The following is a 14,987-nucleotide window of genomic DNA, read 5'->3' as shown; positions in this document are numbered from 1 at the left end:
GTAGAGTTATGAAGAACGAAAAGATTAAAAAGGCCTTGGCAGGGATGGGTATTGCAAGTTTGGTATTTAGCGGCGGTGTTACAGTGAGTTCGAGTGCTTTAGCTGACCAGGGTACAGGTTGCGGTTCGTCTTGTGGAAAAGGAAAAAGTAAGGTTGAAGGAAAAAAGACTGGCTGTGGTTCTTCGTCTTGTAGTGGAAAAAACATGAAGATGGATGGTAAAAAAACTTCATGTAGCGGTAATATGACTAAAGATAAGGCAAAAGGTAGCAAAACACCTAAGAAGTCAATGACGAGTTGTGGAGGTTCAGGGTGAGGAAAAAAATAATGTGGTGAGGCGGTGCCTCATCTTAATCATGATTACGATAAGGAGGGCGGTGCTACCTTGTAATATAAGGGTGGCCCGTACTCCGAGTAAGTCTCCCACGGCTCCTACTAAGATGCTTCCAATAGGGAAGAACCCCATGAAGCTTGTTGTGAAGAGCCCCATCATCTGCCCTCTAATATGATCTTTAGAATGGATCTGGATTAGACTTATGGCACTTGTTGCACAAATCACCATGAAAAATCCTGAAAAGAATAGTGCGAATGAAGCCTGGTAAAAGCTTTGCGCTAGTCCTACTATTATAAGAGTGACTGGGAAGATAGTCGAACCTATCCACCACCATTTGGTTCTATTGTCCGTATTGCCCAAGAATGCAACAAAAATGGCGCCTGCTAGGGCTCCAAGACCATTTGACGAGCAAAGGAGACCATATTCTCTTGCACCTAGACCCAGAACATCCCTTCCTAGAGAGGGAAGTAAAATTGAATAAGGAAGCAGAGTTATTCCAAAGACAAGGATAATAGTGAGAACAGGTCGTATTAAGGGGTGACGAGACGCAAATTTTATCCCTTCTTTTAGGCCGACCTGCTGTTTAACCGCCTTTTTGTTTGTTGCATACCCACGTTTTAAGATGATAAAAAGTGCCCAAATCACCAGGAGTGCACTAACTGCCTTCAGATAAAAACAAAGCGAGAGCATCTTCAGGTCCATGAGGAATCCGGCTACAGCTGGACCCAAGAAACGCGCGAGATTAAAGGCAGTACTGTGTAGTGCCAGGGCATTCGTGATGTCTTTTTTCCCGACTAGGTCAAAAACGAGGGTTTGGCGTGCAGGTACCTCAAAGGCCATGCCTGTACCAAAGAAAAAAGAAGTTATCAAAAGGAGCCCAAGGGTTATCCTATCAATGTCCACCATTACGCCCAGGAACAGGCCTTGCAACAATATTAGAACATGGGCGAGAAATAGTACTGAAAACCTATCGAATCTGTCTGAGAGATACCCACCCATAAAGGAGAATAGCAGTACGGGAATACCAGAGACTGCCCCTAGCAAACCAACATAAAATGGGGAGTTGGATAGCTCAAGGACAAGCCATCTTTGGGCAGTGTTCTGAATCCAGTTACCCTGAAGGGAGAGGGCCTGGCCTATGAGAAGCCACCTGAAGCCTGGGTGCTTCAACGCAGCAACTGCTTTGGCATAAGTGCTCACAGGGCACCCCATCTGCCAGTTTTTATTGCCCTCCACCTCGGATCTAGAATCCTCTGAGAGAGTTTACAGATAGCCTTTCCCAGCCACATTGTCTCTATTCGCCAGGGCAGCTGACCTTTACCCACACTTGACACCGTAGGCCTGCCTGCTGACAGACAGCTATTTGCAAAAGGTCTTTTTCTTTGGTCGGATGCGCTCCAAACGGAACATGGTCTCGCTTTTTCCTCCGTGCTCCGCTTGGTCGGCCCAATGGGCATCCATGCCCCCACCTTGTCGGCATGGATGCCGACTAGGTCGGCAAAGCGGAGCATGTACGAAGACTGAGACCATGTCCCACGGGGGGTGCGCTGCCCATCCCGTCCATTCCTATCCCATAGTACTCCATTCCCACTCACTGTTCTTCTTGCATCTCTTAGGGGGCATTTCCTTCTCTTTTGGCCTCCAACAAAAAAACTCGGTGTCAAGTGTGTGATAGGACTAGGCCAGGGCAGGGGTGATTTGTCAAATTTTTTGGGCCACGTCCTTTGCAAAATACGTTATGATTATGTCTGCTCCAGCCCGTTTTATACTGAGGAGAGATTCCATCATCACCCTATCAGTATCGATCCAACCGTTTGCCCCGGCGGCTTTGATCATCGCATATTCGCCACTCACCTGGTAGGCTGCAATAGGAAGAGTAAATTCTTGTCTGAGGAGGTGAATTACATCAAGATAGGGCATTGCAGGCTTTACCATCAAGATGTCTGCCCCTTCTTCCATATCTAAGGTAGCTTCTCTCAGGGCCTCACGTTTATTGGCTGGATCCATCTGATATGTCCGTCTGTCGCCAAATTGAGGGGTACTTTCCGCAGCCTCTCTAAATGGACCGTAAAATGATGATGCATATTTGACTGCATAGGACATAATTGGAATGTCTTCAAAACCACTATCATCCAGGGCCTCTCTAATGGCGGCTACCCTTCCATCCATCATGTCTGAAGGGGCCACCATGTCTGCTCCTGCTCTCGCATGAGAAAGAGCGGTCTTTTGGAGAAGTTCAAGAGAGGGGTCGTTTGAAACGTCTTTTTTCTTTTCGTCAATCAATCCACAGTGCCCGTGAGACGTATATTCACACAGACACACATCAGTGATGACATAAATATCCGGACACTTTTTCTTCAATGCCTCAATGGCCCTTTGAACAATCCCTGTTTTGACCCATGCCTGAGTCCCTTTTCTGTCTTTTTTCTCAGGGATTCCAAAAAGGAGGACTGAACGCAAACCCAAGTCCATGACCTCTTTGACTTCCTCTACCAGCATATCTACTGAAAATCTTTCTACCCCGGGCATTGCAGAGACAGGTTCTTTTATCTTTTCTCCGGGAACCACAAAAAGTGGGTATATCAGATTGGAGAGTTCTAGGCTTGTCTCACGTATAAGACCCCTTATTGTTTCATTCTTCCTGAGTCTCCTTGGACGATACTCTGGAAACATCATGGCTCTTCTCCTAAAGTGATTGTCTAATGAGTTTATTGACGTAGCCCTCTGGATTCTCAACGCCTTCAACTGGGATCAAGAACTCTGCCTTTCCAGACTTTTCAAATACCAGGGGCAGCCCATATTCTAAAATATTGATAACTCGTTCGCATCTTTCATAAAGAACGGCGGTGTCGCCAATGGCATCTTGTATGAGAAAATCTATTGCATCTTCTTCAAATTTTATCTTTATTCCGCAGCGATTATAGAGATTTTCTTCGTAACTTTTTGCCTGCTGTATTAGAAAGCGCACCTTCTCTTCTGCTTCGTCAAGATCCATGTCTTCACGTACCATGAGTTGGGTGATCATTTGCTGACGCACCTTGGTGAGAGGGATGTCTAATTCTTGCCAAATTTTTACCCCCTCTCTTTCAAGCCTTAATAGATAGGTTTCTTCCTCTTCTTTGAGGATTGCCTCAAATTGTTCTCGTCTTTTGGGATTATGCGGATCTTTGATGATTTTCTCGAGTTCACCCAATGGGTCATTTACCATGTCTTCTGTAACCACGAGAAAGTCTATTCCAAGAGAAGGAAGTTTTTTTTCAAACGGAAGGAGAACTCTTTCGACAACGCTCACCAATGCCCTTGCCCCTGTTTCCTCTTGTTTGGCAAGATGTGCCATTTTTCTAAGGGCAGATTCTTCAAATCTTAAGTCGATTCCATAGGCCCTAAAATCTTGCTTTTTGGTGAGGATTACCGAGCTCCTTGGATTCTTGAGAATTTCAAACAGATCCTCTTCTTCGAGTTCATCAAGTACGGCAATTATGGGTAGCCTTCCTATGAATTCTTGTTCAAAACCGTATTCAACCAGGTCTTGGGGTTTTACAAGCTTTAACCAATCAATTTCGTCTTTAAGGTCTATATCGGCATGAAAGCCAATTCCTGTCTTTTGACAACGCTTTTTTATAATATCTGCCAGACCTGAAAAAGCCCCGCTTACGATGAACAGGATGTGACGGGTATTGATTGTACGTTTGTCTCGCTTGCCGGTACGCTTGTACCTTTCAATAGCCTCAATCTGGGCGATTGGATCGTGGGGAGTCTTTAGTTCTACTTCTGTTTCTTCCATGGGTTTTAAGAGGGCCCTTTGGACCCCAGTCCTTGATACGTCTGGGCCAATCAAGCCCTTTGAGGATGCGATCTTATCAATTTCGTCAATATATATTATACCGTACTGAGCCCGTTCGATATCACCGTTTGCCTCGTGTACCAACTCGCGGACCAGGTCTTCGACATCACCCCCGACATATCCCGTCTCACTAAACTTGGTTGCATCTCCTTTTACGAATGGAACCCCAAGTTTTTGGGCTATTAATTTTACCATAAAGGTCTTACCCACGCCGGTTGGACCAATTAAGATGATATTGCTCTTTATAAGTCCAGTTGGGGTGGAATCCTTTCCTTTTTTGAGCATATAGGCAATGCGATTAAAGTGAGTACAGACCTTGGTGGCGAGGATGGCCTTTGCCTGGTCTTGCTTTACAACATATTTATCGAGATATGTCTCGAGCTCTTCTGGACGAAGGTCAAAGGTGAAGGGAAGTCCCTCCTTTTGGGATTTTCCAGAAGCGTCATAGTCGTTATTATCGGGTTTTAATTGATGAGGAAATATCATTTGGGACACTACCCTAACCTTAGAACCATATTTTTTAGATAGGTAATCGCTTATTTCCTTTTCAAGTTCTCTTTGGGAAGGGATTCCAGAAGAGTCTTCTAATTTTTCCATAAATGCTCCTAATATATGTAATTAAAAGGTGTTATAATGTTCTTTATACAAAAAAAAATCTATTAACGCAAATCGATAGTGGTTTTACATGTGCGAAAAAGCGCTTTGCAAATTATTATATGGTGTGCTAGCTTTTACTAGCTTTTATCCAAATAGGTCTAGGAGGTTTTTCCCATGAAAATAGTAGTAATAGGTGCCGTAGCAGCAGGCCCAAAGGCTGCCTGTAGGGCGAGACGGCTTTTGCCTGATGCAGAAATCACATTGATAGATCAAGACGACCTTATTTCTTATGGTGGCTGCGGAATCCCCTATTATGTCTCTGGCGACGTTTCAGATGAAAAAGAGTTGAGAAGTACCAGTTTCCATATGGTTAGAGATAATCGTTTTTTTGAGGAGGCCAAGGGGCTTAATGTTCGGACTCTAACCAGGGCTATTTCCATCAATAGAAAAAATAAGACAGTACTTGTTGAAAATGTCAAGAGTGGAGAAAAAGAAGAGCTCCCTTACGATAAACTTGTGATCGCTACAGGTAGTCGACCAAATGTATTGCCAATTCCGGGAGTGGATCTGAAAGGGGTTTTTACTATTAGTAGTCTCCACAAGGCCATTGCCATCAAGGAAATGATCTCAAAAGGTGAGGTTGAAAGGGCGGTGGTAATCGGCGGCGGTGCCATCGGACTTGAGATGGCCGAGGCCCTTACGGATCTTTGGGGAATCGATACGACTTTAATAGAGTTCATGCCCCAAATATTACCAAATATTGTCCCGCCATATATGGCCAAGATGCTTCAGACTCATATGGAGGAAAATGGGGTAAAGATCTTTACCGGAGAAGGTGCTCAAGAGATTGTGGGAGACGATTCTGGTAGGGTGCAAAAGGTCATTACTCCTAAAAGGGAGCTTAAGGCGGATCTCGTAATAATGGCAGCTGGAGTAAGACCTAGGGGTGAACTTGCAAAAGAGGCCGGGCTTCAGTGTTCTTCATATGGCGCAATATGCGTTAATCAGAGGATGCAAACATCTGATCCAGATATTTATGCTGCAGGCGATTGTGTTGAGACACTAAATCTCATCACTGGGAAGAAGACCTATGCCCCACTTGGATCCGTTGCAAATCGTCAGGGGCGCGTGGTCGCAGACAATCTCGCTGGCATTCCTTCAACCTTTGATGGAGTCGTAGGCTCCTTTATTATGAAGGCCTTTGATGTGGCCATTGGGTCAACTGGATTAAGCCTTGAGGTGGCCAGGAAAGAGGGTTTTGATGCGGTTCAGAGTATAGCAGCTATGGCGGACAGGGCACACTTTTTCCCGACCCAGGCCATGATGTTCATGAATTTGGTAGTGGATAAGAGCACAAAAAGGGTACTTGGACTCCAGGGATTTGGTAAGATGGGAGACGGCGTCCTTGCCCGTATTAATGCTGTAGCAGGACTCCTTGGAAAAAGGCCTCTTATTAGCGATATTAGTACCCTCGAACTTGCCTATGCTCCACCATTTTCCAATGCGGTTGATGTACTAAACACAGCGGGCAATATTGCCGATAATCTCGTTTCTGGCAGGCTTGAAATAGTGGAAATAGAGGAATTCTGTTCTTGGATGGATGGTAAGACTGAGCACAGCGACTGGATAGCACTTGATCTGAGGCATACTAAAGAGGCAGCACCCTGGGTGGAACGTTACAGCGACAAGTGGATGTCTATTCCCTATGACCAGGTCAGGAGTCGTACAGCTGAGGTTCCAAGGGATAAGACAATAATTTTGATATGTAATGCCGGGACCCGTTCATATGAAATTCAAAGGTACCTTAGGTCTCAGGGATTCGAAAGATTAATGGTTCTCCCAGGGGGATTAAATGTGATCAGAAGGATAAAACCAAGTTGGTGGATTGCATAGTCTCAGGCAATAAAGTATAGAGTGAGATTGGTATAGGTTTACAGATACCGTCTATCTTAATGTGAGGAGTAGCTTATGAATTTTAGAAGTATCGTAATTTGGTCTGTGGTTTTATCCTTTGTCTTGATGACTGGGACTTCCATGGCAGGGGCAAACTGTCCGTCTGCAGAAAAGGTATCAGAGATTATTCAAAAGACTTTCAATAGGTCCATTAAGGTGGATAAAGTCAATGAAAGCGTTGTAAAGGGCGTGTGCGAAGCCACTGTCTCCTTGGGAGCTCAAAAGAGAGTGATTTATACTGACTCTAAAGGCAAATATATAATAAATGGCCAGATATTTAGGGTGGCAGACAGGACAAATGTCACAAGGGAAACGATTCAGGAGCTAAACAGATTTACTCCTGCTCAGCTTAAGACCCTAGATAATTTGGTTGCCTTTGAAAAGGGAACAGGAAAGACCTTATATTTTGTCACTGATCCAATGTGTCCTTATTGTAAAAAGGCTGAAAAGGTCCTTGAACAATTGATAGATGAGGGAAAAGTGAAGGTGAAATTTCTATTGTTCCCCCTCCGTTTCCACAGAGGTGCCAAAGAGCAGTGTATCTCTATAATATGTGACAAAAAGGGGCTTGAGGGCTTAAAAAGTCAATATAGATCCAATAACCAGTGCGAGGCAGGCAAAAAGCAGGTTGAGGATACAGTCAAATTCCTACAGCAAAAGGGGATTACTGGGACTCCAACTTACATCTTTACAGATGGAAGGTATCATTCTGGTGTCCTGCAAAAAGATATCCTTTTGAAGAAGCTTGGTTTAAATTAAATAGCTAGGCTAGGGTGTGGAGCGCGCCAAGGACTGCGTTGGCTCTCCACATCCCATATTTTACTCCAATGGCCTTTTACGGCTGGATTGCCTTTTTAATACTTATTATTTCTGAAATAGCCCTATTTAAGGGTATAGGATTCATAAAGGAATTTTTTTACATCTTTTCCTGGTGGTCTTATATAATCATCCTTGATGCCATTATAAAAAAAAGGCGTGGAATATCTCCAATAACGTCTAACCCAAAATGTTTTATTAACCTATGCATTTGGTCTGTTACCATATGGCTCATCTTTGAGCTAATAAATCTGAGGCTAAGCAACTGGCATTATATAAACCTTACTCAAAGCCTATGGCTAAGGTGGGTGGGGTATGCCCTTTCCTTTGCAACGGTTCTTCCCGGAATCTTTTTTACCACCATTGTATTGATGGATCTTTTGTTTAAAAGGAGCAAAAGCCCTCACCCGGTGGTGCTCCAGAGGCGAGCTGAAGAGGGGGAACGGGGCCTAGGCTGGTCGTCTTTGTCCTTTGAGATTGCATCTTTTTTTATTGGAGTCCTGTTCTTGGTCCTTCCACTTCTGTGGCCACAGTATTTTTTTCCACTTGTGTGGGGATTTTCCTTTTTTATGTTGGATCCCGTCAATGCCCTCTTTGGGGGAAAAAGTATTATAAGTGACTTTAGGCGTGGAGAGAGGAACATAACATACTGCCTTCTACTAGGAGGACTTCTTTGCGGATTTTTATGGGAGTTTTGGAATTATTGGTCCGGGAGTAAGTGGATTTACACGATACCATTTGTGGGAGAAACAAAGCTTTTTGAGATGCCGGCACTGGGCTTTTTGGGTTTCCCGCCCTTTGCCCTTGAGTGTTTTTCCATGTACGTTTTTGTCTCAACATTGGGGCTTGGGGTTAGAGACCCGCTAAATTTTGACTGGAGTGGGTGTATTTGTCGATTGGCAGTCCCTATCGTTCTTTCTATTCCATTTTGGGTGGTTTCCTTTATGTTAATTGACCGCTATACTGTAGTGTCTTATGGCTTGCATATTCCATAAAATTGAATTAGGACTGAAACTCAGCGTTCATTTGAGCGCTTAGGGAAAAAGGAGGTAATGTCATGGCTGATATGAAAGAAATGTACAAAAAGATCATTGGGGATCAGTTCCCAGATGAGATGAAAATTACTCTGGGGGATCAGACCCTAGTTTATAGGAAGAGGACCTGGGTGATTGATGGGGAGGAAAGAGGGCTTCGCTATGGTGAAAACCCAGACCAACAGGCAGCTCTTTATGAATTAGTCAATGGCAATCTCGTACTGGGCGACTGTCATTATATCGAGCCTGGAAACGGCCTTGTTAGTGCAATTTCCGAAGAAGATATGATCCAGGCAGGTAAACATCCAGGCAAGATCAACCTGACAGACGTAGACAACTCCTTGAATGTCCTGAAATTTTTGATGGATAATTCTGCATGCGTTATCGTTAAGCATAATAACCCATGTGGAGTTGCCCTGGGTGACAGCCTTGAGGATGCCTTTACAAAGGCCTTCCGTGCAGACAGGGTGGCAGCATTTGGTGGCTGTGTTGCGCTTAATAGGCCGGTTGATAAGGCAACGGCAGAGGCCATAAACAGTCAGTATTTTGAGGTAGTGGCTGCGCCAGATTATGAGGAGGGCACTGTTGACATATTGAAGCAGAGAAAAAATTTGAGAATTATTAAGATAGCCAGGATAGATAGGCTAGAAGAGTATTGGGATAAGAGATTTATTGATTTTAAATGCCTAATAGACGGTGGCATTATTATTCAGCAGTCCCCTGTAAACAAGATTCGTTCAAAAGAGGATCTTAAGCCGGCTGAGTGCGAGTATCAGGGAAAGGTCTATAAGATCAAGAGGCTTCCTGATGAACGAGAATATAAAGACATCATTTTCGGATGGGCTGTGGAGCAGGGTATTACTTCAAACTCTGTTATTTACGTAAAAAATGGTGTTACAGTTGGGATAGGTACAGGAGAGCAGGATAGAGTAGGTGTGGCAGAGATAGCGGTGTATAAGGCCTATACGAAGTATGCAGATATAGTCTGCTTTGATCGTCATGGAATTAGTTATAAGGAGCTTGAGCTAAAGGTTGAAAAGGGCGAGATGGATAAGGCCCTTAAAGATGAAATTGATCAAAAGGTCAAGGAAGATAGAGGCGGACTCCCTGGCTCAGTCATGGTCTCAGATGCATTTTTCCCATTTAGGGACGGTGTGGACGTAGGAATAAGGCAGGGCATTACTGCGATAGTCCATCCTGGAGGTTCTTTGAGGGACTGGGAGTCAATTGAGGCATGTAACGAGGCAGATCCACCTGTGGCCATGGTATTTACAGGACAGAGGGCATTTAAACACTAATGGATACTTCAGTCTTTCCAAAAGAACTTATTGAAGAGATAAAGCTGGATAATGGCCTAGTGCTTCGGCTTTTTGACCGGTCAAGGCGAGTTGCCGGAGATCGTTGGTACATCGGACTCCTTGTAGAGATTGAGATACCTGTTAAAGAGGACTACTTGAAAGATCTAAATCCAGAGCCAGAAGACGTAGAATCTTTCCTTGAGGAGACCAAAGGCGTAGTGGTCTTTCAGATGAAAAAGGAGAGAAACTTTATAGATGAAAGGGAGCGTGAGGAGGTCTTAAAGGGCCTCCTCAACACCCTTAAGGCAAGCTGTGTGAATTATATGGGGCACGGAGCTTTTGGGTCCGGTTTTGTAAAGAAGTGTTTTAAAGAACATTGTGAGAGAAAAAATTGGTGGAAGTAGTCATGAGTGAAGTGACCTTGCCAAAAGAAATTTTTAAGGAAAGGTCTGTTCCAAGACATCCTCTAAGCGGAGAACCAAATATTACAGAAATCCCTATTAGTTTCCCTGCACTCGGGTCAATAAGCTTAAAAGGTGTGCTTGGGCAACCTGAAGAGCCTCATATACTCTATTTCCCATCGGAGTACGATGAGGAAATAGACGCGGCTTACCTTGCATCTGGTTTCTCTCTTAAAGGAGGGAGTTTCTTCTGGCTCCCTTACCAGGATGCAATCCCTGAAAAGGATACCCATTTTTTTCTCAAGTTATGTCGAAAGGCAGTAGAGGATTTTCTAAAATATAAAGGAAAGGAAAACCGGCCTGGGCCTGTGGTGCTGATGGGCAGGAGTCTTGGAACTGCGTCTGCACTGGATGCGTTTTCGAAGTTTGAGGAATCCTTACTCTGCCTTGTCTTGGAAAGTGCATTTGCAGAGACAGAGGCCTTTTTTAGGGCTCTGGGGTGTGGAGAACTTGGTGATTTTGAAGACCCATTTCTAAATAGGAAGAAGATGAGTGCCTTAAAAAAGGCCGTTCTATTTCTGCACTCGCATGGTGACTCTATAGTGCCAATAAGAGATGTAGAGTGGCTGGTATGCGAAAGCAGGTCAAAGGCGTCACAGTTTCAGATAGTCCCAAGTAGCGATAGATGGGATCTTTCGTATAAGGGTGGAGCCCTATATTTTGACACAATATGGCAGTTTATTGGGCTCCGAATGGGGAGACGGCCTAAGAGACGTCCCCGCCGCCCCATACACCAGGGATCTTGAGCCCACATTTTGGGCAAGAGCCTCTGGGGCCATTATTCTCTGCCTTTAAATTGTTTTTTAATATTCTAAAGCCCATCCTCTCGATAAGGAGTGCCCCACATTCAGGGCATGTGGTGTTTTCTCCACCTGATCCCGGCACATTGCCCTCGTAGACAAATTTGAGCCCTTGTTCTAATCCTATGTCTCTCGCCATTTGTAGTGTTTCGGCGGTAGTAGGGGGGCACTCTAGCAGTTTATAGGTGGGATAAAATGCAGTAACATGCCAGGGTATGTCTGGACTAACAGAATAGATAAACTTTGCAATCGCTTTTAGTTCTTCTTTTGAGTCATTAAGCCCGGGTATTAACAGCGTTGTTACCTCTACCCATACTCCCGCTTTATACATATTTTCAATGCTATCAAGAACTGGTTGGAGTCTTGCACCGCAGATCTCTTTGTAGAATTTGTCAGTAAAGGCCTTCAGGTCGATGTTTATAGCGTCAAGGACCTTGGAAAGCTCTTTTATGACTTCCTCGGTCATGAACCCGTTACTCACAAAACAGTTTTTTAGTCCTTGCTGTTTGGCAAGTCTGGCGCAATCATAGGCAAATTCATAGAAAATAGTGGGTTCTACATAGGTGTAGCTGATGCTTTTCGCCCCACTTGAGAGAGCACCTGAAATTATCTCCTCTGGTGTTCGGTCATTGCCTATGATTTCCCCATTATGAAGGTGTGGACATTGGGAGATCTGCCAGTTCTGGCAGTGCTTACACTTAAAGTTGCAACCAACAGTTGAGATGGAATAGGTTATGGATCCAGGAAGAAAGTGAAAGAGGGGTTTTTTTTCAATGGGGTCTGGGATTTCAGAAACAACTTTTCCATATACCAAGCTATAGAGATCCCCTTCAAGGTTTTCTCTAACCCCGCAGATTCCTCTTTTACCAGTTTTTATTAGGCATCGATGGCTACATAGAGAGCATTTTACCTTACCTTCATCTTCTTTTTTGTAAAAACTTGCCTTTTTCATGATTTTCTCCTTTTTTTGCTTGCTATACGCTGTCTGGGCGTAAGCATTTGAAACACTCGTTTCATCCAGTCCATGGGGCTCACTGTGGTTTTCCCTCTAGGTGTTTATTAAAACGCTTTTCTCAGTTGATGGCCTTAGTTGCTCCCTCCTGAAAGTGCTTGAGTTACTTTACCTCAAAGCAGATGGAACGAATGGTTTTGACACATGCAACAAAAACAGGTTTAAGGTTTTTATATATATCCCGATATATATTATAAGGTTTCCTTCCAAGGAGTAAAACATGAAAGAGTTTGAGGTCCTTAAGGGGGACTATAGGATTTTGAAGGGCTCTGATGAAACTATAGTCACGAAAAATCTTGGCTCCGGACTATGTGTTTGCGTACGGGATACAAAAAATGGGCTATTAGGGCTTTGTCATTTAGTGGTGCCAAAGGCATCTGAAAGGGATGACTCCTTTCCGGTTTTTGATTGTTCAGAGGGGATCAGGATTTTTTTTAACACTTTATTGGACAGAGGAGCCCAGAGAGAAAATCTCGAGATATGGCTGATAGGTAGTGGACAATTTTTGGAGTGCCCTAATGTCTTTAACATTGGTGCCCAGAATTACTCACTGGTAAAAAGAGCTATTGAGAAAAATGGCCTCAACCTAAAAGGAGAACATGTGGGTGGACCTTTCAATAAGTCGGTGAGGTTTTCCTTGCACCATGGGCCTGTTGTGACAGTTCCAGGCACAAAAAAGGAGATTATGCTATGAATACAGGTGTAATGCCAGATACTCAGCCTGATTTCACCTTAGAATACATTTTTGAACAATTTACTAAGCTTCCAACCTTCCCAAAGGCTGTTCAGCGGGCCATTGAACTCATTGAAGACCCCAAGACTACAACCCAGGACCTCGTTGACGTCCTGAAGTTCGATCCTGCAATTACCACAAATATCCTGAAAATAACCAATTCAGCTAGGTTTGGTCTCCAAAATCAGGTCACTAATATTGATACTGCCTTAGTTCTTTTAGGCCGTGACCAGATAAAAGAGATCCTGGTAGCAAGTGGAAGTCTTTCATATCTTTCGAGAGAGCTTTATGGATATGGGATGAAGCCAGAAGACCTATGGTATCACTCGATTGCAACTGGTATCTGTGCAGAATGCCTCTGTGACCACATAGAGCTCGAAGACCCATCTGTTCTCTTCACAGCAGCCATTCTACATGATGTTGGCAAGATCGTCTTAAACCTGTTCGTAGGAGCAAAGTTAGACAAAATTCTCGATCTAGCTACTAAGAAAGGTTTTACTTTTACTGAAGCAGAATGGATGGTGCTTGGAGCGGATCATGCAATTATTGGCTCTGAGATCATGAGACAGTGGGATTTTCCACAGGACATTGTTAGGGCAGTTAGGAACCATCATGATCCCGATCTTTATATTCAGGACAAGCTTTCCGCCCTTTTGGCGTTAAGCAATATCATTGTCAGCAATCTAGGTGTGGGGGTTGGGACAGATGGCTTTAGATACAGGATCAGCCCTAATATATTGGAGATCTTGGATTTAAAGTCTGATGATATCTATGACATCATGTTCGAGACTCACAAGGGCTTTATGGAGTCACAGGAGATCCTCGAACTATACAAATCATGATTAGCTAAAAGCCTACTATTCAACCCAAACTTTCATGACGAACGAATTCGTCACCCCCGTATAAAAGTTTTGAGTTTTGAGTGTTGAGTTTTGAGTTGAAGGAAAAGGACTTTAGAAGTTTTGAGTGTTCAGTGTTGAGTCGAAGGAAGAGAACTTTGCACCTTAAACTTTTTATAATGTCTTCGCCCTCCAGCTTCTGGCCTTTGTATAGGCAGGGCTTGCTTCTTCCTTCTACCTTCTACCTGTTGCATTATGTACCAGGCGAATTATCCCAACGGGTGTTTTCGGATAAAAATTGCGACCCCCTTGCGGCTTCAAATGTCTGAGATATAGAAGCCGTAATTAAGCAGCACCTTTTGGGTGAAGGTATTTACTGAATAAGTTGCAGAAAACTGTTAAAATATTCAGGGAAAATCCTTTTCTCAGGCATTTGAAGTGCATAATTTGGGTTCAAACTCAGCACATAAAAAGGTATGATCTGAAGGTTTGGGCCAGGTCCTGGGCTCTAGGTCAATATAGCAATTCTTGGCCTGGCTTAGTACTGGGCTTGTGACGAGAATGTGATCTATTCTCCAGCCAAGCCTTCTTTCAACGGATTTAGGTATCCTGTAATCAAAGAATGTGTACTGCTTTTCCTCCTTGTTGAAGTGTCTGAAGAGGTCAAAGAGCCCCCAGTCAAGCAGGCTAAAAAATTCCTTTCTCACTGATTCGTGGAAGCATACATGGTTTTTTTTCTTTTCCGGGGCATAAACATCTCTTTCTTCCGGAGCAACATTGAAGTCCCCGAGGATCAGGAGTGGTTGAGACGGAGAATGATGATTTTTGAGGTGGTCTAGTAAGCGCCTGAACCATTCCAGCTTTTTTTTAAAATTTGGATGATCAATTTCCCTTCCTTGAGGAACATAAACATTAATTAGTTCAAAATCTTTGAAGGATGCCCTGATGATCCTTGCCTGGTCTTCTTCCGAATCCTTACCGTCTCCTATTCCATATGATACCTGGTTAGGCTCCTCTTTAGAGAGGATTGCCACACCATTATAAGATTTTTGGCCTTTGTAGTAACAGTTATAGCCTAATTCCTGGAAGTCCTTTGAAGGGAAATCTTTGTCTTGAACCTTGGTTTCTTGAATACATAAGATATTGCATCCAGTCTTATTGAGCCATTTTTGTATTATGTCCTTCCTTGCCCGGATAGAATTGGCATTAAAAGTGGCAATAAACATGTTCATTGGTGTTCTCCTATTTATAAAAAATGTTTTTTTTCA

General features: G+C 43.6%; 14 protein-coding genes. 9 read left to right on the top strand and 5 right to left on the bottom strand.

What is annotated here, in order from left to right; translation table 11 throughout:
* Positions 1 to 8 precede the first annotated feature (8 nt).
* On the top strand, positions 9 to 314 hold the full coding sequence (sbtA, locus tag DBT_RS05550) for an SbtA family thio(seleno)oxazole RiPP natural product precursor (RefSeq protein WP_067617523.1): 306 nt from the start codon (positions 9 to 11) through the stop codon (positions 312 to 314).
* Here the strand turns inward: sbtA and DBT_RS05545 are convergent.
* The 3 genes from DBT_RS05545 to DBT_RS05530 form a co-directional block, all read right to left on the bottom strand.
* A complete protein-coding gene (locus DBT_RS05545) occupies positions 306 to 1,568 on the bottom strand; it encodes an MFS transporter (RefSeq protein ID WP_141674222.1) in 1,263 nt (420 codons plus the stop codon). The genes sbtA and DBT_RS05545 overlap by 9 nt on opposite strands.
* Before the next feature lie 465 nt (positions 1,569 to 2,033).
* Positions 2,034 to 3,008: a porphobilinogen synthase gene (hemB, locus tag DBT_RS05535; protein WP_067617514.1), complete on the bottom strand. Its 975-nt coding sequence runs from the start codon at positions 3,006 to 3,008 to the stop codon at positions 2,034 to 2,036.
* Between the two features lie 10 nt (positions 3,009 to 3,018).
* The gene (locus DBT_RS05530; RefSeq protein ID WP_067617511.1) at positions 3,019 to 4,773 is read right to left on the bottom strand and encodes an AAA family ATPase; all 1,755 of its coding nucleotides are present in this window, start codon (positions 4,771 to 4,773) and stop codon (positions 3,019 to 3,021) included.
* Positions 4,774 to 4,947: 174 nt separating this feature from the next.
* Here DBT_RS05530 and DBT_RS05525 point away from each other — a divergent pair, with 174 nt between their 5' ends.
* The 6 genes from DBT_RS05525 to DBT_RS05500 all read left to right on the top strand — a co-directional run bounded on the left by DBT_RS05525 (position 4,948) and on the right by DBT_RS05500 (position 11,081).
* Positions 4,948 to 6,666, top strand: a complete 1,719-nt coding sequence (locus tag DBT_RS05525; RefSeq protein ID WP_067617508.1) for an FAD-dependent oxidoreductase — start codon at positions 4,948 to 4,950, stop codon at positions 6,664 to 6,666.
* Positions 6,667 to 6,741: 75 nt separating this feature from the next.
* Positions 6,742 to 7,485, top strand: coding sequence for a DsbC family protein (locus DBT_RS05520; protein ID WP_067617505.1), 744 nt, complete (start codon positions 6,742 to 6,744; stop codon positions 7,483 to 7,485).
* Between the two features lie 14 nt (positions 7,486 to 7,499).
* On the top strand, positions 7,500 to 8,537 hold the full coding sequence (locus DBT_RS05515; RefSeq protein WP_141674221.1) for a hypothetical protein: 1,038 nt from the start codon (positions 7,500 to 7,502) through the stop codon (positions 8,535 to 8,537).
* Between the two features lie 62 nt (positions 8,538 to 8,599).
* Complete coding sequence (locus DBT_RS05510) at positions 8,600 to 9,874, top strand: IMP cyclohydrolase (protein WP_067617499.1); 1,275 nt, start codon at positions 8,600 to 8,602, stop codon at positions 9,872 to 9,874.
* Complete coding sequence (locus tag DBT_RS05505; RefSeq protein WP_067617496.1) at positions 9,874 to 10,278, top strand: hypothetical protein; 405 nt, start codon at positions 9,874 to 9,876, stop codon at positions 10,276 to 10,278. The genes DBT_RS05510 and DBT_RS05505 overlap by 1 nt, the downstream gene beginning before the upstream one ends.
* 2 nt (positions 10,279 to 10,280) lie before the next feature.
* Entirely contained in the window at positions 10,281 to 11,081 is an 801-nt protein-coding gene (locus tag DBT_RS05500) for an alpha/beta hydrolase family protein (protein ID WP_067617493.1), read from the top strand.
* Here DBT_RS05500 and amrS read toward each other — a convergent pair.
* The gene (gene amrS, locus DBT_RS05495) at positions 11,041 to 12,087 is read right to left on the bottom strand and encodes an AmmeMemoRadiSam system radical SAM enzyme (RefSeq protein WP_067617491.1); all 1,047 of its coding nucleotides are present in this window, start codon (positions 12,085 to 12,087) and stop codon (positions 11,041 to 11,043) included. The genes DBT_RS05500 and amrS overlap by 41 nt on opposite strands.
* Before the next feature lie 280 nt (positions 12,088 to 12,367).
* Between amrS and DBT_RS05490 the strand changes: the two genes are divergently transcribed.
* Together DBT_RS05490 and DBT_RS05485 are read left to right on the top strand one after the other, a co-directional pair.
* On the top strand, positions 12,368 to 12,841 hold the full coding sequence (locus tag DBT_RS05490) for a chemotaxis protein CheD (RefSeq protein ID WP_067617489.1): 474 nt from the start codon (positions 12,368 to 12,370) through the stop codon (positions 12,839 to 12,841).
* Entirely contained in the window at positions 12,838 to 13,722 is an 885-nt protein-coding gene (locus DBT_RS05485) for an HDOD domain-containing protein (RefSeq protein WP_067617487.1), read from the top strand. The genes DBT_RS05490 and DBT_RS05485 overlap by 4 nt, the downstream gene beginning before the upstream one ends.
* A 422-nt stretch (positions 13,723 to 14,144) precedes the next feature.
* Here DBT_RS05485 and xth read toward each other — a convergent pair whose 3' ends face one another.
* Positions 14,145 to 14,951 carry an exodeoxyribonuclease III gene (gene xth / locus DBT_RS05480; protein WP_067617485.1) on the bottom strand — a complete coding sequence of 269 codons (807 nt, stop codon included), beginning with the start codon at positions 14,949 to 14,951 and terminating at the stop codon, positions 14,145 to 14,147.
* Between the last annotated feature and the right edge of the window lie 36 nt (positions 14,952 to 14,987).

The sequence above is a fragment of the Dissulfuribacter thermophilus genome (assembly GCF_001687335.1).
In the GTDB taxonomy this organism is placed as follows: domain Bacteria; phylum Desulfobacterota; class Dissulfuribacteria; order Dissulfuribacterales; family Dissulfuribacteraceae; genus Dissulfuribacter; species Dissulfuribacter thermophilus.
Note: the sequence above shows the minus strand (reverse complement) of the source record. Positions and strands in the feature narration are given on the sequence as shown.

Excerpts from the sequence above, each read along its gene's own strand:
- DBT_RS05485 (WP_067617487.1), top strand. The coding sequence starts at position 12,838 with ATGAATACAGGTGTAATGCCAGATACTCAGCCTGATTTCACCTTAGAA.
- DBT_RS05520 (WP_067617505.1), top strand. The coding sequence starts at position 6,742 with ATGAATTTTAGAAGTATCGTAATTTGGTCTGTGGTTTTATCCTTTGTC.
- DBT_RS05510 (WP_067617499.1), top strand. The coding sequence starts at position 8,600 with ATGGCTGATATGAAAGAAATGTACAAAAAGATCATTGGGGATCAGTTC.
- DBT_RS05505 (WP_067617496.1), top strand. The coding sequence starts at position 9,874 with ATGGATACTTCAGTCTTTCCAAAAGAACTTATTGAAGAGATAAAGCTG.
- amrS (WP_067617491.1), bottom strand. The coding sequence starts at position 12,087 with ATGAAAAAGGCAAGTTTTTACAAAAAAGAAGATGAAGGTAAGGTAAAA.
- DBT_RS05525 (WP_067617508.1), top strand. The coding sequence starts at position 4,948 with ATGAAAATAGTAGTAATAGGTGCCGTAGCAGCAGGCCCAAAGGCTGCC.
- DBT_RS05530 (WP_067617511.1), bottom strand. The coding sequence starts at position 4,773 with ATGGAAAAATTAGAAGACTCTTCTGGAATCCCTTCCCAAAGAGAACTT.
- hemB (WP_067617514.1), bottom strand. The coding sequence starts at position 3,008 with ATGATGTTTCCAGAGTATCGTCCAAGGAGACTCAGGAAGAATGAAACA.
- DBT_RS05500 (WP_067617493.1), top strand. The coding sequence starts at position 10,281 with ATGAGTGAAGTGACCTTGCCAAAAGAAATTTTTAAGGAAAGGTCTGTT.
- DBT_RS05490 (WP_067617489.1), top strand. The coding sequence starts at position 12,368 with ATGAAAGAGTTTGAGGTCCTTAAGGGGGACTATAGGATTTTGAAGGGC.
- sbtA (WP_067617523.1), top strand. The coding sequence starts at position 9 with ATGAAGAACGAAAAGATTAAAAAGGCCTTGGCAGGGATGGGTATTGCA.
- xth (WP_067617485.1), bottom strand. The coding sequence starts at position 14,951 with ATGAACATGTTTATTGCCACTTTTAATGCCAATTCTATCCGGGCAAGG.